The organism is Lutimaribacter pacificus, assembly GCF_900142185.1.
Classification (GTDB): domain Bacteria; phylum Pseudomonadota; class Alphaproteobacteria; order Rhodobacterales; family Rhodobacteraceae; genus Lutimaribacter; species Lutimaribacter pacificus.
Window position 1 is genome coordinate 225,147 of the sequence record NZ_FQZZ01000005.1, and the last position, 20,606, is coordinate 245,752.

Sequence of the window (20,606 nt, forward strand, 5' to 3'; positions counted from 1 at the left end):
AGAAGACCAATGACTGCACTTCCGATCCGGGCCGACGTGCCCATCAACATCCACCCCGACGTGCTGAGCCCTCTGGCGGAGGCGCTCGAAGCCAAGCCCGGGGCGCTTGCCTCGGCGCAACAAGCCCTCGGCGACGCCTACCGCTTTCTCGGCGCGGTCGAGGACGCGGAACGGGCGCTAGTGGCGCTGGCCGCCTCGGAAAGCCCCGCCCGCCGCCGCCAGACCCCGGACGGGCGGTCGGAGTATCTGGGCGACCTCCGGCTGGCCTCGAATGGGCTGCGGCAATTCTCGGGCCGCGAGGAGGAACTGGCCGAAGCCGCCGCCGTTCGCCTCGAAGCCGTCACAAAGCGGCTGGACGCAACGCGGGCCTCCCTACAGGAGACAGCCAACACCCTCGACAAGGCGGTGGACTTCGCCCTCACCGACGACAACCCGGCCACGCGGGCGCTCGCCGCCGAGGTCCGGGCCCACGTCAAGGGCCTACCTGCGAAGGAGAGGTTTGGCTTCCTGCAGAACGCCACCAAGGAGGGCGATCACGCGACTGTCGCGGCGGTCCTCGGCGGTCAGCCCTTCTTGTCTGGGCTCAAGACCGAGGAGTGGGCCCAGGTGCGGATCGCCGCCGCCCGGACCTTCGCCGCGAAGGCTGTGGCCGAGCGCGAGGCGGTGGGCAAACTCCTCGATGCTATCGACGGCGCGGGCAGCGCCGTGATCGCCCGCTTCCAGAAGGTGCAGGCAGGCAAGGACACGCCCCGGGCGAAGGCGAACCGCGAGCTTGCGGCGCTGAAAGGAGGCAAGGCATGAGCGGTTCGATCACGACATGGAAGAACGGGCGTGACCGATCCCGGGAGGCGGAGCGCCGCGCGGCTGAGGCAGCCCGTGAGCGGAACGCCCGAGAGCAGGACCGGCGGCTGGCGGAGAATGAGCGCGAGCTGGCGAAACTCACCGGCTACAGAGAGGCGACCGTCGCGCGGGCTCTCGCTGACGAGCGGCTGCGGGAGGCAGCGCGTGACACACTCCTCGCCCGCCGGGGCGGTCTGGCGGCGGAGTATCGGGACGGGCAGCCGGTCTTCTCGCCCAAGGCCGGGACCTCGATCCCGACCGACGGGGAGATTGATGCCGAGGTCCGCCGCCTGCTTGGGCTCCCGGAGGATGGCTGAGGAGGAGAACCCCAACAAGTGGGGCTACACGCCCGGGCCTCGGATGCCGGACGAAGCGGAGACGAAGCCGGGGGAGGCGAAGGAGCGGCGCTGTATGCGATGCCGCCGACCGTTCTGGTCGCAGCATCGAGGTGTCCGCCACTGCGATTACTGCCGCAGCAAGATCACCGAGGCTGCGGCGTGAGCGTCGCCCGAGGTCGAGACGGACGAAGGCCCCGGGGGATGAAACCCGGGGCCTTCTAGGGCGCGGCTCCCCGCACCCCACGGAGACCAGCGTGGGGATACTCTACCCTGCGTTGTGCTGGTCGGTCGAGGGCGAGTTATTGTTGCGCGAGCCTCTCCTCAAGGTCGGCGCTGAGCCTCAGGATTGTTTCGAGCTTCTCGTCCACTTCTGCGTCTTCCTGATCGCCGCACCACGGGGCGACGATAAAGGCGACCGAGTAGAAGAACTGGGACATGACCTCCCTCTGCGAGGCGCTACCTTCCTGCCTTTCCCGGATGAGCCACTGCGTCAGGTCCGCCATCGCGAAAGCCGGAATGTCGGCCTCGATGTTGCTCGGGGGATCGTACTCCCCCATGAACTTATGGGCCCGTTGCAGTTCCTCGATTAGGTGTTCCCAGTCGGGCTCTTCAAGTTCGGGCTCCGCCGAAACTGGGAACGGTATGATGTTGTCGAGCATGTCGCTCTCCTTGAGCTAACGCCGACCGCCGGGACGCACTTCGGGCGCACGCGGGATAAGTCGGCAGGTTTCAGGGGAGCGCGTCTTGGTGTTTACCGGCGATTTGTTGCGGGGGCTCGCCAACCCCACCTTCGGCGCACGATCTGGGTGCCACGCGGACGGCGGCGAGTCAATCGGGAGCCCAACGCTCCTCCATTCCCTCTTTTCGCTCTTTATGTTTGACAGAGAGGGAAAAGAGGAGCATATACCCTCCAGAGCTAATGGAGGAACCCATGACGATGCGAACAATTGAGATCGACTTCGAGGTGCACAAGGCAATCGAGCTTGAGCGTAGGGGCTTCGATGAGGCGCCGAACACGGCACTTCGCCGCCTGCTCGGGATCGCGCCCGCCGAGAACGAGGAGAGTATAGAGCCCGAGACGGTCGCCGCACCGTCGGCTGCCGGTCGCCCGTGGGTGGGCAAGGGGCACTCTACCGGACTGACGCTGCCGCACGGAACCGAGTTGCAGATGGACTACAACGGCCAGCGGTTCACGGGGCGCGTAGACAACGGCGCTCTTGTGTTCGAGGGACAGAGTTTCTCCAGCCCGTCGGGGGCTGCAGACGAGCTGTGCCGGACGAAGGATGGGCGGAAGACGAGCCTTAACGGCAAGGAGCTGATTAGCGCCCGCCTTCCGGGCGAGACGGATTGGGTGCTGCTGAAGGCACTGGAGCGGCGGCTGAAGGGGGCGACGTGATCGCCCCTCCGGACAAAGGAGGGGGTACGCTAGTGACGACCGAGTAAAAAGTGCTTGCAATGGAATTGGTGCATAATATCATGCACTCAGATCAATAGCGATAGTGGAATATTGAAATGAGTGATGAGGCGACGGAACCAGACCAAGAGTTCGCTGCTATGCAGGCCGTGTTCTCGGCCCTCAGCCCACTAGATGAGGGGGCGAGGCAGCGCGTCGTTGACTACGTGTCGTCTCGACTTGGTCTCGCTGCAACTGTCGCCCGAAAGTCGTCCTCGGGGAAGCAAGGCGTAATAGCCGATGAGGGATATGACGAAGTTGAGCAGGAGATGTCCGCTCAAGTCGGCGGATCGCCCCGGACGTTCGAGCATTTTGCTGAGGTGTTCGATGCCGTCGATCCGCAGACCGACCGCGACCGTGCTCTTGTCGCAGCCTATTGGCTCCAGACATCAACGGACGCGCCATCGGTCGATGGATTCAGTATTAACAAAGAGTTGAAGCATCTTGGTCACGGGCTTGGTAACGTCACCCGGGCGATCGATGGCCTAAAGGCGACGAAGCCCGCGCTAATGATCCAGTTGAAGAAAAGCGGCAAAAGCCAGCAGGCGCGCAAAGAGTACAAAGTTACGGCTGCCGGGGTGAAATACATTGAAGGAATCCTGAATGAAAAAGGATGAACTTTCTGCGGCGCTGAGCAGTCTCGTTGGCAACAAGTTGGCCGATGAGATCGCGGAGGATTTTGTTCGGCTTCGGGGCGATGCCTCCACCCGAACCCTCAGTACCTCCTCGGTGGGAAAGTTCGTGGAGTCCTTTGTCCAGTGCCTCCAGTATATGGCGACGGGAAAGTGGGATGAGAAACCGAGCGTTGACGCCTACCTCGATAAGGTCGCCGAAAACCAGCTGGCAATCCCGGAGGGGCTGCGTGTCTGCGCGCCACGGATGGCCCGGGCGATGTATACGTTGCGGAACAAAAGGAACATCGCCCACAAGAACCCGGTGGACGCGAACTCTCACGATCTGGTCACTGCCCATCAATGTGGGGCTTGGATCATGTCGGAGATGCTGCGCGAGGCGACTGGCTTGAGTATGGAGCAAGCCGGGGTGCTGGTCGGCCAAGTCCAGGCCCCGGTAGGCGTCTTGGTCGAGGAAATCGAGGGGGTTAGGTTGGTCCACGCGAGCGTCTCGATCAAGGAGGAGACGATCATTTTGCTGCACAGCCACTACCCTGAGAAGGTCGCCAAGTCGCAAATATTGGCGACTATGTCGGCCCGCAGTCCAAAGTCGGTTGGGAACGATTTGGCCGCCCTCGTCCGTGACAAAGTGATCTTTGGCAACCCGAAGGACGGATACCGCCTGACTCAGGAGGGAATGGTGCGCGCCGTTGGGCTGGTGAGGAAGCTGGCCGACTCGAAGCAGGCTGCCGCTTGAGTAGTGTAGGAAACGGGTAGATTCAGCGCATCCAACCCTTACGCGTCCCTTACTTGGCGTAAGGATTGGGCCGCGAAACCCTGCTAAGTCTTTGGAAAGATGGCTCCGGCGGTAGGGATCGAACCTACGACCAATTGATTAACAGTCAACTGCTCTACCGCTGAGCTACGCCGGAACACTGTGGGGGGCGATGTAGCAAAAGCGATTCCGCTCGTCCAGAGGGTTTCGGCAGAAAAGTTCCGCTTTCTGCCCTCAATCCGGCGTGACCCGTTCAAAGACCGCGCGCGCCGACAGCGCGCTTTTCGCAGAGACGCGATTTTTCTGAACCAGATCAACGAGATGGGCGAAGACGTTGCGTTCGGCCGCGGGCAGCAGGGCGGCGGGCGTGTCGGTATAGATGGTGCGGGTCAGCGTCGCGGCATCCGCCGGGCCGGCGGCCAGTGCGGCAAGGATCGCGGCCTCTCGACCGCGCCGGTGGCCGGTCAGCCAGTCGATGCGCGCCGCCGGGTCGGTCACCGGTGCGCCGTGGCCCGCGTGCAGGATGCGCAGCCGCTCGGCCCGAAGCCGGTCGCAGGAGGCCATGAAATCGGTCAGGTCGCCATCGGGGGGCGAGACCAGCGAACTGGCCCAGCCCATCACCAGGTCGCCGGAAAACCCGACATCGCCCCAGAGAAACGCCAGATGGTTGCCGAAATGCCCCGGCGTCCAGAGCGCGCGAATCTCCCACCCGTCGCCCTGCACGGTGTCGCCGTCGGCCAGCGCGATATCGGGGGCAAAGCCCGCATCCACCCCTTCGCCGCCACCGGCAAGGCCGTTGACCTCCAGCATCTCCATCACCGCGCTGCGGCCGGCGCGCGCGTTGCCATAGGCCAGAACCGGCGCGCCGGTGGCCTGCGCCAGTCCCCGCGCCAGCGGCGAATGGTCCAGGTGGGCATGGGTGACGAGGATATGGCTGACATGCTGGCCCGGCCCCACCGCGTCCAGAATCGCCTGCTGGTGGCCGGGGTCGTCCGGGCCCGGGTCGATCACCGCCAGCCCGGTTTCCCCGACCAGATAGGTGTTGGTGCCGCGCCACGTCATGGGCGAGGGATTCGGCGCCACGATCCGGCGCAAACCGGGCTCCAGGTCCTCGGCGGTGCCGGTGGGCGGGTCGAAATCTTCTGGCAGGTCCATGGCGCTTTCTCTTTCTTGCGGTCACGGCTAGGTTTAGCGCATGTCGTTCAAATGGCTCAAACCTTATATGCCTCGCGGGCTTTACGGCCGGGCCGCGCTGATCCTGGTGCTGCCGGTGGTCGTGGTGCAGCTTGTCGTGTCGGTGGTGTTCATCCAGCGCCATTTCGAGGACGTATCGGTGCAGATGGCGCAGGAGGTCGCGCGCCAGATCGAACTGTTGCAGGACCGGACCGATCCGCGGGAACGCGTGGCGCTGGCGCTGGCGCTCGATCTCGGGCTGCGGCCGGCGCAGCCCGGCAGCGTCGATGACAGCCGCGTCTGGTACGACCTGACGGCGGGCAACGTGATGCGCGCGCTTCATGCCGAACTGTCCACGCTGGACGCGGTGGAACTGCCCGATACCCGCCACGCCATCCTGACGCTGCGCCCGCCCGGGCAGCCGGCATTCGCGGTCACGCTGGACCGGTCGCGCCTGTCGGTGCGCAATCCGCACCAGCTTTTCGTGAACATGGTGTTCTTCGGCGGGCTGATGACGCTGATCGCCTTCATCTACCTGCGCAACCAGCTCCGCCCGATCAAGCGGCTGGCCCGCGCGGCCGAGGCGTTCGGGCGCGGCCGCCACGTCGCCTACAGCCCCTCGGGTGCGCTCGAGGTGCGGGCGGCGGGCAACGCCTTTCTCGACATGCGCGCCCGGATCGAGCGGCAGATGGAACAGCGCACGCTGATGCTGTCGGGGGTCAGCCACGACTTGCGCACGCCGCTGACCCGGCTGAAGCTGGGCCTGTCCTTCCTGGACGATGAAGAGCGCGAGCCGCTGGAACGCGATGTCGAGGAAATGCGCCGTATGATCGACGAGTTCCTGTCATTCGCCAAGGGCACGTCCGAGGGCGAGCCCGAGCCGACCGATCCCATCGCGCTGATCGGGGCGCTGGTGGCCGATCACCGGCGCGAGGGGCATGACGTGACGCTGGCGCTGACCGAAGGGCAGGGGACGGTGCCGCTCCGCCCGATGGCGATCCGGCGCGCGGTCGACAACCTGATCACCAATGCCGTGCGCTATGGCACGCGGGCCGAGCTGTCGGTCACGCTGTCCGACCGCTCGCTGCGCATCCGGGTCGAGGATGACGGCCCCGGCATCCCGCCCGAACAGCGCGGCGATGCGATCCGGCCCTTCACCCGGCTCGACACCGCGCGCAACCAGAACCTCGGTTCCGGCGTGGGGCTGGGGCTGGCCATCGCCGCCGATATCGCGCGCGTCCATGGCGGCGTGCTGCGTCTGGGCGAAAGCGAGCGACTGGGGGGCTTGCGCGCCGATATCGTCATCGCGCGCTGAGTGCGCGTGTTGGATCGCGCCACATAGATCTTCGATTGTCGACAGCGTTTTTTCGTTCTGTTGAGGATGGAGCGCCTGCGACCCGTGCCGGTCCGTCAGCGGACCTTCGCGCGATGTGCGGCGAAGGTCTGGATCGAGCCCTCATTGACCGATGCTGCGAGAATGAGACTATAGCTTGCTTCCCTCGATCCTGATCGTAGGCATCGCATGAATGTCAAAGTCATCAAGGCAGCGAACGTTTACAGCCCAGCCATGGAACGGTGTCACCCCGCGAGCTTGCTCGGAAGACGTCGGTGCGCTTGGACGGCGGAAAGGAAGGATGCCGCACGTCGGGCAAAAGTAGTCTTTGCCGGTAAAAGTTCCCCATTCATAGACGGTTAACTCACTCAGCGGTGTGACGATACGGACGCTTTTCTCAGGCACCCTGAAGATCAAGGCACCTCGCTTTCTGCAAACCGAACAATCACAGACCCGCACGTGATCGATGTCGGCAACTACTTCAAACCTCACACGACCGCAGTGGCATGCGCCTTGATAGCATTTTTCCATTGCCAAAGTTTGCACGAGCAACAGTGCCTTGGGAAGGTCAGATCTGTCCCGCACCGCCGCCGTTCCTGCATCGTGCAACGAAGAGCGGTGCTGGTGGGATGGAAAAACGTATGTCGAAAATGGAACGCTGACCGCTTTACAGGGGTGTCTGCGCGTTGATTTTGCGGTGTTTGTCCGCCTGCGATGGAAAATCCACGTGGCAGTTTTCACGCATTTGATCACCACGCTGACCGCGCGGTTCAGAGGAAAATGGTAGGCCCGGAGGGATTCGAACCCCCAACCAAGGCGTTATGAGCGCCCTGCTCTAACCATTGAGCTACAGGCCCGGCCTGCACCGTTCGTAGCAGGAAGCGGGCGGGGGTCAAGGCTTTGGCGTTGCCTTGGCGCGCGCGATGGATTACGCCGCGCGGGAATGGCAACAGGGGGGCGTCCCATGACCACCGGCAAGAACGGCATCACCTATGCGCAGGCGGGCGTCGATATCGACGCGGGCAACGAGCTGGTGGAGCGGATCAAGCCCGCCGCGAAACGCACCGCGCGGCCCGGCGTGATGGCGGGCCTGGGCGGGTTCGGCGCGCTGTTCGACCTGAAGGCCGCCGGGTATACCGACCCGGTGCTGGTGGCGGCAACCGACGGGGTGGGCACAAAGCTGCGCATCGCCATCGACACCGGCCATGTCGGCACGATCGGGATCGACCTCGTGGCGATGTGCGTGAACGACCTGGTGTGCCAGGGGGCCGAGCCGCTGTTCTTTCTCGATTACTTCGCCACCGGCAAGCTGGAGCTTGAGGCCGCGACCGATATCGTCAACGGCATCGCCAAGGGGTGCGAGCTGTCGGGCTGCGCGCTGATCGGCGGCGAGACGGCGGAAATGCCGGGCATGTATTCCGACGGCGATTTCGACCTGGCCGGGTTTGCCGTGGGCGCGATGGAGCGGGGGGCAGACCTGCCCGCCGGCGTGGGCGCGGGCGACGTGCTGCTGGGGCTGGCCTCGGACGGGGTGCATTCCAACGGCTACAGCCTTGTGCGCAAGCTGGTCGAGGTCTCGGGGCTGGGCTGGGACGCCGATTGCCCCTGGGGCGACGGCAGCCTTGGCGCGGCGCTGCTGGCGCCGACGCGGCTTTACGTGAAACAGGCGCTGGCGGCGGTGCGTTCGGGCGGGGTGCACGCGCTGGCCCATATCACCGGCGGCGGGCTGACCGAGAACCTGCCGCGCGTCCTGCCCGAGGGGCTGGGCGCCGAGATCGACCTGGACGCATGGGACCTGCCCGGCGTGTTCGGCTGGCTGATGCAGACCGGCGGCATGGCCGAGGCCGAGATGCTCAAGACCTTCAACTGCGGCGTGGGCATGGTTCTGGCGGTGGCCGGGGATCGCGCCGATGCGCTGGCCGCCGAACTGGCGGAGGCGGGCGAAACCGTCTATCGCCTTGGCCGCGTCGCAGAGGGCGCGGGCGTGCGCTATACGGGCGCGCTGAGGTGAGCAAACGCGTTGCGATCCTGATTTCCGGCGGCGGCTCGAACATGGTGCGGCTGGTGGAAAGCATGGTGGGCGATCACCCCGCGCGGCCCTGCCTGGTGCTGTCGAACGTGCCCGATGCGGGCGGGCTGGAGCGCGCGCGCGACATGGGCGTGCCGACCGCCGTCGTCAATCACCGCGACCACAAGGGCGACAGGGAAGGCTTTGAAACCGCGCTGATTTCCGAAATCGACCGGCATGATCCCGACATCATCGCGCTGGCCGGGTTCATGCGTATCCTGACGCCGCTTTTCATCGACCATTACGCCGGGCGGATGCTGAATATCCATCCCTCCCTTCTGCCGAAATATCGCGGGCTCGACACCCATGCCCGCGCTATCGCGGCGGGCGATGCGCAGGCCGGCTGCACCGTGCACGAGGTGACGGCGGAACTGGATGGCGGCCCGATCCTCGGGCAGGCGCGGGTTCCGATTGCGCCCGGCGATACGCCCGAAACCCTTGCCGCGCGCGTCCTGGTGCAGGAGCATCGCCTCTATCCGGCGGTGCTGCGCCGCTTTGCAACGGGCGACCGGACGCGGCTGGACCTGTAAGCGCGGGTTTTCATTTCCTTCTGTCTGTCCTATACCGCCCCATCACGATTGGCAGAGCGCGCACCCGCGCGCAGGAATTCCGAGCCGAAACTCATGAAAACCATTACGACCACCGAAGATCTCGCCGCGTTTTGCCACGCGGCCCGTGCGCATGATTACGTCACCATCGACACCGAGTTCCTGCGCGAACGCACCTATTATTCCAAACTGTGCCTGATCCAGCTTGCCGTTCCGGGCGAGGGGGAGGACAGCGCCGTTCTGGTCGATCCGATCGGGGGCGACCTGTCGCTTGAGCCGCTTTACGAACTGTTCCGCGATACCTCGGTGGTCAAGGTGTTTCACGCCGCGCGGCAGGATCTGGAAATCTTCTATGTCGACGCAAAGGTGTTTCCCGAACCGCTGTTCGATACGCAGGTGGCGGCGATGGTCTGCGGCTTCGGCGAGCAGGTGGGATATGAGACGCTGGTGCGTAAGATCGCGCGCGAAGGGCTGGACAAGTCCAGCCGCTTTACCGACTGGTCGCGCCGCCCGCTGAGCGAGGCGCAGAAAACCTATGCGCTGGCCGACGTGACCCATCTGCGCAAGATTTACGAATACCTTGCCGCCGAGCTTGAAAAACGCGGGCGCGCGAAATGGGTGGCCGAAGAGCTGACGCTGCTGACCAATCCCGAAACCTACGAATCGCGCCCCTCCGAGGCGTGGCAGCGCATCAAGACGCGCACGCATTCGGGCAAGTTCCTGGCCATCGTGCGCGAACTCGCCCGCTTTCGCGAGGCTTATGCCCAGTCCCGCGACATCCCGCGCAGCCGGGTGTTCAAGGACGACGCGCTGGTCGAACTGGCCTCGACCAAGCCGCGCTCGATGAACGATCTGGGCAAGTCGCGGCTGCTTCTGCGCGAGGCCCGCAAGGGCGAGATCGCCGAGGGTATCCTGGCCGCCATCGAGGCCGGCGTAAGCTGCCCGCCCGAGGATCTGCCGCAATTGCCGAAATCGCGCGAGAAACTGCAGGTGAACCCGGCGCTGGCCGACCTGTTGCGCGTGCTGCTGAAGGCCAAGACCGAAACCAGCGGCGTCGCGCCCAAGCTGATCGCCTCGGCTGCCGATCTGGACGCGCTGGCCGCCGGGCAGCGTGACGTGCAGGCGTTGCATGGCTGGCGGCGCGAGGTGTTCGGCGCCGATGCCGAACGGCTGTGCGAGGGCAGGATCGCGCTGGCCGCGAAGGGCCAGAACATCCGTATCGTCGAACTGGGCTGAGGCGCGGCGCGCGCTAGCGGCGGCTTTCGCGGGCGTTGCGCGCGGCGCTGACGCGGATGCGGCGGATGCCCGCAAGGTCCTGATCGGTCAGATGCGTGGCCACCACGACCGGGCGGGGCAGGCGGATCGTGCTCTGCGTCAGCTCGGGGAACTCGCCCTGCAATTCGAAATGCAGCTCGTCCGGGCGTTCGGTCTGCACCGGCACCAGACGGATATCATAGGCATCGGCGCGCTGCGCGATCCCTTCGACCCGGATGATGGCGCCATCCGCGACACGTTCGATCCGCAACTCGGTCACCTGGTCCAGCTTCTGCCCGAGATAGACCGTCTCGTCCCGGCGGAACATGTTGGTGCGGCGTTGCGGGATCAGCGGGTTGGCCGCGCCGGTCGAGTCCGGGTCGACATCGGCCGGCACCTCGCGGCTGCCGCCAAACCAGTTGAACGGGTTCATCCGCGACTCGCGGATCGCGCCGCAGGCGCTCAGCGTCATCGAAAGGACCAGTAGGGCCACGAGGGGTCTGCGCATGGGTTTGCCTATCCTTGCCTTGCCTGCCGGTTTAGAGCATCGGCGGCGGGTTGAAAAGACGCAACACCTCTGGACCTTTGGCCGCCCGCGCCTTACCTCGTGGTCGGGGCGTGCAACAAGGGGGCATCATGGCAACCGAGGCATTCGAGAGCATCGTCGAGGATTTCGAATTCCTTGAGGACTGGGAAGACCGCTATCGCCACGTGATCGAACTGGGAAGGGCGATGGCGCCGCTGGACGACGCGCTCAAGGTGCCGGCGACCAAGGTGGATGGCTGCGCCAGCCAGGTCTGGCTGCATATCGCGCCCGAGGGCGGAAGGTTCCATTTCGACGGCGACAGCGACGCGATGATCGTGCGCGGGCTGATCGCGGTGCTGCGCGCGCTTTACAACGGCGTGCCGGTGGACCGGGTGCCGGCAATCGACGCGCAGGGCGAACTGGCGCGGCTGGAGTTGCAGGACCACCTGTCCTCGCAACGCTCGAACGGGGTGAAGGCGATGATCCAGCGGATTCGCGAAACCGCGGCGGCCGCGGCCTAACCCGCCCGCGCGCGGTAATGGTTCAGCACATAGACCCGGATGGCCGACCCAAGCCCGGTGCCGGGGTCGCGCGCTGCATCAATTTCGGCTGCCAACACGTTTATCGGTAATGATTTTTCCTGCGCGATGGCGCGAAATGCCTGCCAGAACTCCTCCTCGAGCGACACGCTGGTGCGGTGCCCTTGCAGGGTGAGCGAGCGTTTGACGGGCCGGCCGCTCATTCGTCGCGCTTGTGGCCGTCGATCAGGCTGCGGGCGCGGTCGGCCTCGGCCTTGTCGCGGGCCTTTTCCGTCTTCGTGCGGCCGAATTTCACCGCGTTCTCGTCGGCCTGCGCCGTCTTGCGGGTCTTGTCGCGCGCCTTGCGGGCCTTGTTGAGGTTCACGATCTGGCTCATGGCCGCAGCATGATCCGAAACGCCGCCTGCGTCCAGTGCCGGGGCGGTGTCGCACCGCCCCGGACACCCGGATCAGTCCTTCGGCCCGATCATCTGCTCGGGGCGCACAACCGCATCGAAGGTTTCCGCGTCCACGAAACCGAGCGCGATCGCCTCTTCCTTCAGCGTGGTGCCGTTCTTGTGCGCGGTCTTGGCGACCTTGGTGGCGTTGTCGTAGCCGATGGTCGGCGCCAGCGCCGTGACCAGCATCAGCGATTCCGTCATCAGCTTTTCGATGCGCGGGCCGTTGGCCTCGATCCCCAGCAGCATTCGTTCGGTAAAGCTGTCGGCGGCATCCCCCAGAAGCTGGATGGATTGCAGCAGGTTATAGGCCATCATCGGGTTATAGACGTTCAGCTCGAAATGGCCCTGGCTGCCTGCGAACTTGATCGCCGCGTCATTGCCCATCACGTGCGCCGCGACCTGCGTCAGCGCCTCGGCCTGCGTCGGGTTCACCTTGCCCGGCATGATGGACGAGCCCGGCTCGTTTTCCGGCAGGATCAGCTCGCCCAGACCCGAGCGCGGGCCCGAGCCGAGGAAACGGATGTCGTTGGCGATCTTGTAGCAGCTTCCCGCCACCGTCGCGATGGCGCCCGACATGAACACCATCGCGTCATGGGCGGCCAGCGCCTCGAACTTGTTGGGCGCGGTGACGAAGGGCAGGCCGGTGATTTCGGCCATGTTGGCGGCGACGGTCTCGCCCCAGCCCTTTTTCGTGTTCAGCCCGGTGCCGACCGCGGTGCCGCCCTGCGCCAGCTCGTAAATGCCGGGCAGGGTGGCCTTGATGCGGTCGATCCCCTGCCGGACCTGGTGGGCATAGCCGGAAAATTCCTGCCCCAGCGTCAGCGGCGTGGCATCCTGCGTATGGGTGCGGCCGATCTTGATGATGTCTCTGAACTCATCCGATTTCTGCTCAAGCCCGGCCAGCAGCTTTTCCAGTCCCGGCAGCAGCACGTCGCGCACGCTCATCGCGGTGGCGATATGCATGGCCGTGGGGAAGGTGTCGTTCGACGACTGGCCCATGTTGCAGTGGTCGTTCGGGTGCACCGGGTCTTTCGAGCCGATGGTGCCGCCCAGGATCTCGATCGCGCGGTTGGCGATCACCTCGTTGGCGTTCATGTTCGACTGCGTGCCCGACCCGGTCTGCCACACGACCAGCGGGAAATTGTCGTCGAACCTGCCCTCGATCACCTCGCCCGCGGCCTGGATGATGGCATCGGCCAGTTTCGCATCCAGCGCGCCCGACGCCTTGTTGGCCTGCGCGCAGGCTTTCTTGATGACGCCAAGCGCCCGCACGATGGCGATGGGCTGCTTTTCCCAGCCGATGGGAAAGTTCATCACGCTGCGCTGGGTCTGGGCGCCCCAGTACTTGTCTGCGGGCACTTCGAGCGGGCCGAAGCTGTCGGTTTCGGTGCGGGTCTGGGTCATGGAAAGGCTCTCCTCAGCGGTTCGGGTGTCTCATACCTGACCGGGCGGAAAGATCAATGATGTATACAGTGGGATACCGCGATCAGTGCTTGCGGAAACTGTCCAGGCTCACGACCTCGGCATCGTGACGCTCTTCCTCGGCCTCGGCCAGTTCGGTGCCGTCGGGCGGCTCGGGGTCGTCATCCTCGCCATCGCTGTGGGAATCGAAGCGCAGCCCGAATTCCACCGACGGATCGACGAAGGTCTGGATCGCGTCATAGGGGATGAACAGCGGCTCGGGGCTGTCGCCGAAATTCAGCGTGACGGCAAAGCCCTCCTCGCCCACGTCCAGCCCGTCGAACCAGTGCTGTATCACCACCGTCATTTCCTGCGGATACCGGTCGCGCAGCCAGTCGGCGAGCTGTGCATCGGGGTGGGTGGTGTCGAAGGTGATGAAGAAGTGATGCGCGCCGGGCAGTCCGTTTTCCTGCACCTCCAGCAACACCTCCTGAATGAGACCGCGCATGGCGCGGTGCATCAGCTTGCCATAGTCGATGGGTGCGGACATTCGGAAGTCACCTTGGTTACTGTGGCGATCATAGGGGATTCGGGACGAAACGAAAGGGGGTGCGCGCAATCGCGCCGCGCTCAGATCAGGGCGGGTGCAAGCCCCGCCAGCGCCATCGCCCCCAGCACCGCCGGCAGCGGCAGCCGCGCCGGCAAAAGCAGCACCGCGGCCAGCGCCGTCAGCGCCAGCGCGGTGGGGTTCAGGCTGTGCCAGACGGGCAGCGGCCCCAGCGCGGTTGCAACGATCCGGCCGAACAGCACATGCAGCGCGAACCAGACCGACAGCGACAGGATTACGCCGACAACGGCGGCGGTGATCGCCTTGAGCGCACCGGACAGGCGCGGCAGCGCGGCCAGCCATTCGATATAGGGCGCCCCGGCGAATATCCACAGGAAACAGGGCGCGAATGTCATCCACAGCGTGACCAGCCCCGCCGCAACCGCCATGCCCGGGCCCCCCGCGCCGTGACCGGCAAGGATACCGGCGAATTCCGTCACAAGGATCAGCGGCCCCGGCGTGGTTTCCGCCAGCCCCAGCGCGTCGATCATCTGCGCGGTGGACAGCCAGCCATACTCGGTGACGATGGTCTGGGTCATGTAGGCCAGAACCGCGTAGGCCCCGCCGAAGGTAACCACCGCCAGTTGCGAGAAGAACAGCGCGATTTCGGTCAGAAACCGCGCGCCCGTCGCCCAGAGCAGGGCCAGCGGCGCCAGCCACACCGCGCCCCAGACCGCCACCGTCCGCAGGGTGTTCGACAGGGGCACGCGGGCCGGGGGCGGGGCCTTGGCCTCGGTCGAGGTCAGGTAACCCCACAGCGCGGCGCATCCGACGATCAGCGGAAAGGGCAGGCCCAGCGAAAAGATACCCAGGAAGGCGCCCGCCGCCAGCACCCAGGCGCTGCGCCGCGTCAGCGTCCGGCGCGAGAGCGTCACCAGCGCGTTCAGCACCACCACCAGGACCGTCGCCTTGATGCCCAGGAACAGCGCCTGTGCCCAGTCCTGCGCGCCGAAGCGGATGTAAAGCGCGGCCAGCGCCGCGATCACCAGCGCGCCGGGCAGCAGGAACAACCCGCCCGCGATCAGCCCGCCGGGCACGCCGCGCAGCCGCCAGCCGGCATAGGTGGCCAGTTGCATCGCCTCGGGGCCGGGCAGCATCATGCAGAATGACAGCGCGCGCAAAAAGCGGTCTTCGTCCAGCCAGTCGCGGGTTTCCACCAGCTCGCGGTGCATCAGCGCGATCTGTGCCGCCGGGCCGCCGAAGGACAGGATGCCGATCCGTCCGAAGACGCGGGCAAGCTCGGGCAGGGCGGGGGCGGGCGGCATGGCGGGCCTCCGGGCGGGGCGCTCAGGCGTTTTCCAGCGCCGCGATGATGGGCGAGAACTCTGCGGCACTCAGGCTGGCCCCGCCGACCAGCGCGCCGTCCACGTTCGACACGGCAAAGACCGTGGCGGCATTGTCGGGCTTGACCGAGCCACCATAAAGCAGCCGTGCCGACCGGCCCACGCCCGCGCCGAACCGCCGCTCCAGCCGCGCGCGGATGAAATCATGCACCTCGCCGATCTGGTCGGGGGTGGGGATGCGACCGGTGCCGATGGCCCAGATCGGTTCATAGGCGATCACAAGGTTCTCGCCGGTCGCGGTATCGGGCACCGAGGCCGACACTTGCCCGCCGATGATGTCCAGCGTGTTCAGCGCCTCGCGCTGTGCCAGGCTTTCGCCGACGCAGATCACCGCCATCAGCCCCGCCGCGTGGGCGGCGCGCGCCTTGGCGCGGACGCATTCGCTGTCTTCCTCGTGATCCTCGCGGCGTTCGGAATGGCCCAGGATCACCGCCCGCGCCCCTGCATCGGCCAGTTGCGCGGCGGCGATGTCGCCGGTATGCGCGCCGCCGGTTTCAGCATGGCAATCCTGCCCGCCGATCGTCAGCGGATGGTCCCGCACCATTGCGGCGGCGGGGTGGATCAGCGTGGCCGGCGGGCAGAGCAGCAGATCGACGGATGGGTCGGGATGGGCGGATATCAACGCTTCGATCTGTTCCAGATCGGCCAGCGTGCCGTTCATCTTCCAGTTGCCTGCCGCCAGCTTGCGTCGCATTCCCGCCTCCAACTCGTTGTCGCGGAGGCTTTAGCAGGCAAGCGGCACGGTGCCTAGCCCCGGGAGGCGGCGGTCAGCCCTGCTGCTCGGCGCTGAGCGCGTCGATATCCTTGAACTTGATCGACTCGCCGCAGCCGCAGGCGTCTTCGACATTGGGGTTGTTGAAGCGGAACCCCGATTCCAGCAACGACACCTCATAGTCGATCTCGGTGCCGAACAGGAACATCTGCGCCATCGGCGCGATCATCACGCGCGCGCCGTCCTGTTCGACCACCTCGTCGCTGGGATCGACCTGGTCGGCGTAATCCATCGTGTATTCCATGCCCGCGCAGCCGCCTTTCTTGAGGCCGATGCGCAGGCCCTTGTGGCCGTCACGCTCCATCAGCCTGCGGATCTGGGCCGCGGCGCGGTCGGTTATGGTGACGGCTTGCTTGCCGGGGATCGAGAACATGGGCGCGCTCCTTTGCTTGCCCTGAATCTAGGGCAGGAGGGCCGCGATCTCAAGCCGGGGCAGAAGGTTCAGCCATCCGGCCGTCGCGTAACTGACCGCGATCGCCCATCCGAACGAGGCCAGCGTGCCGATGATCACATATTCCGCGGTGCGCTGGTCGCGGGTTGCGGTGCCGAACCGCAGGATGGATTTCGCCGCGACAAGGAACCCCACGCCCAGCGGCTGACCCAGCAGGATCAGCAGGAAGATCAGCCCGCGTTCCAGCATCCCGATCAGCCGCCCGCCATCGCGCAGCCCGTTATTGCGGATACGCGCGCCGTGCGGGCGCATCAGCAGGCCCACGGCATATTGCCCGGCGGTGACGGTGACGATCCCTCCGGCGGCCAGCGCCATCAGCGGCAACATCCAGTCGTGGCCGGAATAAATGCCGCCTTGCCAGAGGGTTGGGGCGTAAAGCGACACCAGAAGGATGGTCAGGATATGCACCGCCTGGTCGGACAGGAAGCCGCCGATGCGGGTGAACCCACCATAGACCTTGATCGCGTCGATGGCAAAATGCACCGCCGCGAGCGCCAGCAGTTCCGGCGCGGCGATCCGGCCCGTTGCCGCCTGCGCGCAGATCAGCACGATCGCGCCATGCAGCAGCAGGACGCCGGGATTGCGCTTGTTGCGGATGATATAGCCGGTCTGGAACACGAAATCCGCCAGCACATGCGCGAACAGCAGGGCGGTGAAACTGGCGATCATGCGTGCATCCCGGAGTTGACCTCAGGCCGTATCCTGCGCAGGGAATTCGATCATGGCAAGGGCGTCGTCCAGCGCGGGAAACCCGGCGCTGTGCAGCGCCTTGTCGACCGCCTGCCGGGTCACGCCGGTTTCGGCCGCGACGGCGACGCGGGTGCGGTCGCGCGGCCAGAGCATGTGATGCACCGCACGGGCCTGCGCCACGGTCCAGCCCTGCGCGATATGGTCGGCCAGCCGCGTGGCCGCGCCCAGCGCGCCGCCCGCCGCATGGGCGATCAGCGCCCCCTTCATCGCGTCAAGCCCGTGGCCCGAGGCGATAAAGGCCGGCCCCGATGCCGCGTTCAGGTCGCCCCCGACGGGCAGGGTGGCCGGCCCGGTGGCGATGCTGATGCGCGAGCGCAGCCCGTCGTGATGGCTGACCAGCCCGGCCTGCAGAAACAGCGCCGCGCGCAGCGCGAGGTCGGGCTGGTGCAGCACGATCTGCCAGCCATCGCCCCGGTTGCGGGTAAAGCGGGTGGCGGATGCGGGAGAGTGCCATCCGGCGATGGCACCGGAAAATATTTCGAGGTTTTCCAATGCTTTGGACAGCATTGTTGGGGTCAACCCCGAAGACTGGACAAGATCGCCGGTAAGGACTGCGACATCACTCATGTGGGCAGCCTATCGTTGCTGCGCCAAATTGCAACCAAAATCGGTTGCCATATAAAAATGCAACCCTAAAAGGTTGCTTTCGAATCACATGAAGCCCAGTTCCAGCCGCGCCTCGTCCGACATCATGTCCATGCCCCAGATCGGCTCCCACGTCAGTTCGACATCGACCTGCTTGACCCCTTCGATGGGTTCGACCGCATCGGCGACCCAGCCGGGCATGTCGCCCGCCACCGGGCAGCCGGGGGCGGTCAGCGTCATGGTGATGTTCACGGCGTTCTCGTCATCGACCTCGATCGTGTAGATCAGGCCGAGATCGTAGATATTCACCGGAATCTCGGGGTCGAAAACCGATCGGCAGGCTTCGACGATCTTCTCGTAAAGCGGATGATCGGTGCTGGAGGGCCGGATCAGAGGTGTGCCTTCGAGCGGTTCTGCGGTATCGGTCATGGACATGCCCTGGCTGGATAGCGGTGTATTTCCTGACCGAACATATAGGAAATGGATGCGCCGAGGTCCAGTGCAGACCGGGCAGGCGCGGCATCACGTCCTGATGCCGATATTTCCGTCCCGTTCCGCGGCAAGCCGGCCTTCGTCCATGAAATGCCCGATCATCACCTCGGTCGCCATCTCGTAGGCCTGCTCCAGCGGCAGCTCCATATGCGCCTTGAGCGCGGCCTTGCCCGCGCGGATGGGGCCGGGGTTGCGGCTGGCCAGCGTGGCGGCGAATTCCATGACGGTGGCCTCCAGCGCCTCGGGCGCCAGTACCCGCGTCACCAGCCCGGCACGCAACGCCCAGCCGGCATCCAGCGCCTCGCCCGACAGCGCCAGCTCCATCACGTGCCGATAGGTTACCGCGCGCGATACCGCCACGGCGGGCGTGGTGCAGAAGCCGCCATTGCGCACGCCGGGCAGGCAGAACGTCGCGCGGTCCGAGGCAAACACCATGTCGCAGGAGGCGGCCAGTTGCAGCCCGGCGGCGGTGGCGATGCCATCGACCATCGCGATGGTGGGCTTGGGGTGGTTGGCCAGCCGCAGCATCATCCGCGCGCAGGCCCCGAACAGGTCGGTCAGGAACGCGTGGCCCTTGTCGTCATCGGCGCGGTGGCGGGCGATTTCCTTGAGGTCATGCCCGGCGCAAAAGATATGCCCCGGCCCCTCGATCATCAGAACCCGCGTGTCGGGATCGTCGGCGGCGGCATCCAGCGCCTCATGCAGCGCGGCGATCATCGCCGAGGACAGCGGATGCGCGGGCATCCGGCCCAACGTGATCCGGCGCACGCCCTGGGTGACGCTGCCGGTGACGAGCGGTTCTTGCGGCATCTGGTTCATGGCGGTTCCTCCCGCGTCGATACTGCCCCGCGCGGGGCCGTGCGGCAAGCCTTGGCTTTTGCCCCCGCGCGGGCATAGAAGGGCGCAAACCGCGATATGAGGCCCCGATGACCGGCGTGACATTCGAACTGAAGGCAACCGACGGGCGCGCGCGCACCGGCGTGATCCGCACCACGCGCGGCGATATCCGCACGCCGGCCTTCATGCCGGTGGGCACGGCGGCAACGGTCAAGGCGATGATGCCCGAAAGCGTGGCGGCGACCGGCGCCGACATCCTGCTGGGCAACACCTATCACCTGATGCTGCGCCCCGGCGCGGAACGCATCGCGCGGCTGGGCGGGCTGCACCGCTTCATGAACTGGGAAAAGCCGATCCTGACCGACAGCGGCGGGTTCCAGGTGATGAGCCTGGCGGACCTGCGCAAGCTGACGGAAAAGGGCGTGACCTTCCGCAGCCATGTGGACGGCTCGAAACACGAACTGACGCCGGAACGCTCGATGGAGATCCAGCGGCTGCTGGGCAGCGACATCGTGATGTGTTTCGACGAATGCCCCGCGCTTCCCGCCGACCGCGCGCGCATCGAGGAGTCGATGCGTCTGTCGATGCGGTGGGCGGCGCGCTCGAAAGCGGCGTTCGGCGACCGCCCCGGCCACGCGCTGTTCGGCATCCAGCAGGGCGGGCTGGAACCCGACCTGCGCGAGGAATCGGCCAAGGCCCTGCGTGATATCGGTTTCGACGGCTACGCCATCGGCGGGCTGGCCGTGGGCGAGGGGCAGGAGGCGATGTTCGCCTGTCTCGATTACGCGCCCGACATGCTGCCCAACGACAAGCCGCGTTACCTGATGGGGGTGGGCAAGCCCGACGATATCCTGGGCGCGGTGAAACGCGGCGTCGACATGATGGATTGCGTGCTGCCCTCGCGCTCGGGGCGCACCGGGCAGGCCTGGACGCGTCGGGGCCAGGTCAACATCAAGAATGCCCGCCACGCCGACGATCCGCGCCCGCTGGACGCGGAGTGCACCTGCCCGGCCTGCCGCAACTATTCGCGCGCCTACCTGCATCACGTGTTCCGCGCGGGCGAGATGATTTCGGGAATGCTGCTGACCTGGCACAACCTGCATTATTATCAGGAGCTTATGGCGGGGATGCGCGCGGCGATCGCGGAAGGCCGGTTCGACGCGTGGGAGGGTGAATTCCACGCGCAGCGCGCCGAGGGGGATATTGCCCCGCTTTGACGCGCCTCTCTTTGGACGCAATTTTTTCCTGGAATGGATGGGCGCGCGGGCGGCCACCCCGGTCAGGGTTTCCTGACTCGGGAAAGGCGGTGCCGGTGTGCTATGGTACTGCCATTCCACAAGGTTTTGATCCAATGCATTTCGCTATCATTTTCATCTGCTTCGCCTCGGTCGGGCTGATCGCGGCATTCGGTCTGGGGTAAATTCACCCATCGCCGGATTGCACGCTTGCCCCCGGATCGACGCGCGGGCAA

The 20,606-nt window shown here is 65.8% G+C and carries 26 protein-coding genes and 2 tRNA genes; 11 read left to right on the forward strand and 17 right to left on the reverse strand.

Annotated features, from left to right (window positions below; genetic code table 11):
* The first annotated feature begins 9 nt into the window (after positions 1–9).
* Together F3H87_RS14430 and F3H87_RS14435 are read left to right on the forward strand one after the other, a co-directional pair.
* Positions 10–801, forward strand: a complete 792-nt coding sequence (locus F3H87_RS14430; protein WP_149787595.1) for a hypothetical protein — start codon at positions 10–12, stop codon at positions 799–801.
* Positions 798–1,157, forward strand: a complete 360-nt coding sequence (locus F3H87_RS14435; protein WP_149787596.1) for a hypothetical protein — start codon at positions 798–800, stop codon at positions 1,155–1,157. Before F3H87_RS14430 ends, F3H87_RS14435 begins: the two co-directional genes overlap by 4 nt.
* A 320-nt stretch (positions 1,158–1,477) precedes the next feature.
* On the opposite strand, the gene F3H87_RS14440 is transcribed toward F3H87_RS14435, so the two are convergent.
* Positions 1,478–1,837, reverse strand: a complete 360-nt coding sequence (locus tag F3H87_RS14440; protein ID WP_149787597.1) for a hypothetical protein — start codon at positions 1,835–1,837, stop codon at positions 1,478–1,480.
* Positions 1,838–2,109: 272 nt separating this feature from the next.
* On the opposite strand from F3H87_RS14440, the gene F3H87_RS14445 reads away from it, so the two are divergent.
* The 3 genes from F3H87_RS14445 (at position 2,110) to F3H87_RS14455 (ending at position 3,999) form a co-directional block, all read left to right on the forward strand.
* Positions 2,110–2,574 carry a hypothetical protein gene (locus F3H87_RS14445; protein ID WP_149787598.1) on the forward strand — a complete coding sequence of 155 codons (465 nt, stop codon included), beginning with the start codon at positions 2,110–2,112 and terminating at the stop codon, positions 2,572–2,574.
* A 116-nt stretch (positions 2,575–2,690) separates the two neighbouring features.
* On the forward strand, positions 2,691–3,248 hold the full coding sequence (locus F3H87_RS14450; protein WP_149787599.1) for a hypothetical protein: 558 nt from the start codon (positions 2,691–2,693) through the stop codon (positions 3,246–3,248).
* Positions 3,235–3,999 (forward strand): hypothetical protein, encoded by a 765-nt coding sequence (locus F3H87_RS14455; protein WP_149787600.1) that lies wholly within the window; start codon positions 3,235–3,237, stop codon positions 3,997–3,999. Before F3H87_RS14450 ends, F3H87_RS14455 begins: the two co-directional genes overlap by 14 nt.
* A gap of 100 nt (positions 4,000–4,099) precedes the next feature.
* Here F3H87_RS14455 and F3H87_RS14460 read toward each other — a convergent pair.
* Together F3H87_RS14460 and F3H87_RS14465 are read right to left on the reverse strand one after the other, a co-directional pair.
* Positions 4,100–4,174: transfer RNA gene (locus tag F3H87_RS14460), tRNA-Asn, on the reverse strand.
* Positions 4,175–4,251: 77 nt separating this feature from the next.
* Complete coding sequence (locus F3H87_RS14465; RefSeq protein WP_149787601.1) at positions 4,252–5,172, reverse strand: MBL fold metallo-hydrolase; 921 nt, start codon at positions 5,170–5,172, stop codon at positions 4,252–4,254.
* 40 nt (positions 5,173–5,212) lie between these two features.
* Here F3H87_RS14465 and F3H87_RS14470 point away from each other — a divergent pair, with 40 nt between their 5' ends.
* A complete protein-coding gene (locus F3H87_RS14470; protein ID WP_149787602.1) occupies positions 5,213–6,505 on the forward strand; it encodes an ATP-binding protein in 1,293 nt (430 codons plus the stop codon).
* Positions 6,506–6,673: 168 nt separating this feature from the next.
* Here the strand turns inward: F3H87_RS14470 and F3H87_RS22205 are convergent, their stop codons facing one another.
* On the reverse strand, positions 6,674–7,054 hold the full coding sequence (locus tag F3H87_RS22205) for a GFA family protein (protein ID WP_149787693.1): 381 nt from the start codon (positions 7,052–7,054) through the stop codon (positions 6,674–6,676).
* A gap of 250 nt (positions 7,055–7,304) precedes the next feature.
* Positions 7,305–7,380 (reverse strand) — tRNA-Ile (locus F3H87_RS14480).
* A gap of 107 nt (positions 7,381–7,487) precedes the next feature.
* Here F3H87_RS14480 and purM point away from each other — a divergent pair.
* From purM to rnd, 3 genes are all read left to right on the forward strand, one after another.
* Positions 7,488–8,534: a phosphoribosylformylglycinamidine cyclo-ligase gene (gene purM, locus F3H87_RS14485; protein WP_149787603.1), complete on the forward strand. Its 1,047-nt coding sequence runs from the start codon at positions 7,488–7,490 to the stop codon at positions 8,532–8,534.
* Positions 8,531–9,121 carry a phosphoribosylglycinamide formyltransferase gene (purN, locus tag F3H87_RS14490; RefSeq protein WP_149787604.1) on the forward strand — a complete coding sequence of 197 codons (591 nt, stop codon included), beginning with the start codon at positions 8,531–8,533 and terminating at the stop codon, positions 9,119–9,121. The genes purM and purN overlap by 4 nt, the downstream gene beginning before the upstream one ends.
* Before the next feature lie 93 nt (positions 9,122–9,214).
* Positions 9,215–10,375, forward strand: a complete 1,161-nt coding sequence (gene rnd / locus F3H87_RS14495) for a ribonuclease D (RefSeq protein WP_149787605.1) — start codon at positions 9,215–9,217, stop codon at positions 10,373–10,375.
* Between the two features lie 13 nt (positions 10,376–10,388).
* On the opposite strand, the gene F3H87_RS14500 is transcribed toward rnd, so the two are convergent.
* Positions 10,389–10,901, reverse strand: a complete 513-nt coding sequence (locus F3H87_RS14500; RefSeq protein ID WP_149787606.1) for a hypothetical protein — start codon at positions 10,899–10,901, stop codon at positions 10,389–10,391.
* Positions 10,902–11,029: 128 nt separating this feature from the next.
* Here F3H87_RS14500 and F3H87_RS14505 point away from each other — a divergent pair, with 128 nt between their 5' ends.
* Positions 11,030–11,440, forward strand: coding sequence for a SufE family protein (locus tag F3H87_RS14505; protein WP_149787607.1), 411 nt, complete (start codon positions 11,030–11,032; stop codon positions 11,438–11,440).
* Here F3H87_RS14505 and F3H87_RS14510 read toward each other — a convergent pair.
* From F3H87_RS14510 to F3H87_RS14560, 11 genes are all read right to left on the reverse strand, one after another.
* The gene (locus F3H87_RS14510; RefSeq protein ID WP_149787608.1) at positions 11,437–11,661 is read right to left on the reverse strand and encodes a ribbon-helix-helix domain-containing protein; all 225 of its coding nucleotides are present in this window, start codon (positions 11,659–11,661) and stop codon (positions 11,437–11,439) included. The two genes, F3H87_RS14505 and F3H87_RS14510, sit on opposite strands and share 4 nt — an antisense overlap.
* Positions 11,658–11,834 (reverse strand): DUF4169 family protein, encoded by a 177-nt coding sequence (locus F3H87_RS14515; RefSeq protein WP_149787609.1) that lies wholly within the window; start codon positions 11,832–11,834, stop codon positions 11,658–11,660. Before F3H87_RS14515 ends, F3H87_RS14510 begins: the two co-directional genes overlap by 4 nt.
* A 72-nt stretch (positions 11,835–11,906) precedes the next feature.
* A complete protein-coding gene (fumC, locus tag F3H87_RS14520; RefSeq protein ID WP_149787610.1) occupies positions 11,907–13,301 on the reverse strand; it encodes a class II fumarate hydratase in 1,395 nt (464 codons plus the stop codon).
* 82 nt (positions 13,302–13,383) lie between these two features.
* The gene (locus F3H87_RS14525) at positions 13,384–13,848 is read right to left on the reverse strand and encodes an SspB family protein (RefSeq protein ID WP_149787611.1); all 465 of its coding nucleotides are present in this window, start codon (positions 13,846–13,848) and stop codon (positions 13,384–13,386) included.
* Between the two features lie 80 nt (positions 13,849–13,928).
* Complete coding sequence (chrA, locus tag F3H87_RS14530) at positions 13,929–15,170, reverse strand: chromate efflux transporter (protein WP_149787612.1); 1,242 nt, start codon at positions 15,168–15,170, stop codon at positions 13,929–13,931.
* Between the two features lie 22 nt (positions 15,171–15,192).
* Positions 15,193–15,942 carry a triose-phosphate isomerase gene (gene tpiA, locus F3H87_RS14535; RefSeq protein WP_149787613.1) on the reverse strand — a complete coding sequence of 250 codons (750 nt, stop codon included), beginning with the start codon at positions 15,940–15,942 and terminating at the stop codon, positions 15,193–15,195.
* A gap of 73 nt (positions 15,943–16,015) precedes the next feature.
* Positions 16,016–16,393, reverse strand: a complete 378-nt coding sequence (locus tag F3H87_RS14540) for a HesB/IscA family protein (RefSeq protein ID WP_149787614.1) — start codon at positions 16,391–16,393, stop codon at positions 16,016–16,018.
* Positions 16,394–16,420: 27 nt separating this feature from the next.
* On the reverse strand, positions 16,421–17,140 hold the full coding sequence (locus F3H87_RS14545) for a DUF3307 domain-containing protein (protein WP_149787615.1): 720 nt from the start codon (positions 17,138–17,140) through the stop codon (positions 16,421–16,423).
* Between the two features lie 21 nt (positions 17,141–17,161).
* A complete protein-coding gene (locus tag F3H87_RS14550) occupies positions 17,162–17,788 on the reverse strand; it encodes a MarR family transcriptional regulator (protein WP_149787616.1) in 627 nt (208 codons plus the stop codon).
* A gap of 84 nt (positions 17,789–17,872) precedes the next feature.
* Positions 17,873–18,235, reverse strand: coding sequence for an SUF system Fe-S cluster assembly protein (locus tag F3H87_RS14555; protein ID WP_149787617.1), 363 nt, complete (start codon positions 18,233–18,235; stop codon positions 17,873–17,875).
* A gap of 93 nt (positions 18,236–18,328) precedes the next feature.
* Positions 18,329–19,117, reverse strand: coding sequence for an enoyl-CoA hydratase-related protein (locus tag F3H87_RS14560; protein ID WP_149787618.1), 789 nt, complete (start codon positions 19,115–19,117; stop codon positions 18,329–18,331).
* 107 nt (positions 19,118–19,224) lie between these two features.
* Between F3H87_RS14560 and tgt the strand changes: the two genes are divergently transcribed.
* Positions 19,225–20,352, forward strand: a complete 1,128-nt coding sequence (tgt, locus tag F3H87_RS14565) for a tRNA guanosine(34) transglycosylase Tgt (protein WP_149787619.1) — start codon at positions 19,225–19,227, stop codon at positions 20,350–20,352.
* Positions 20,353–20,606 lie beyond the last annotated feature (254 nt).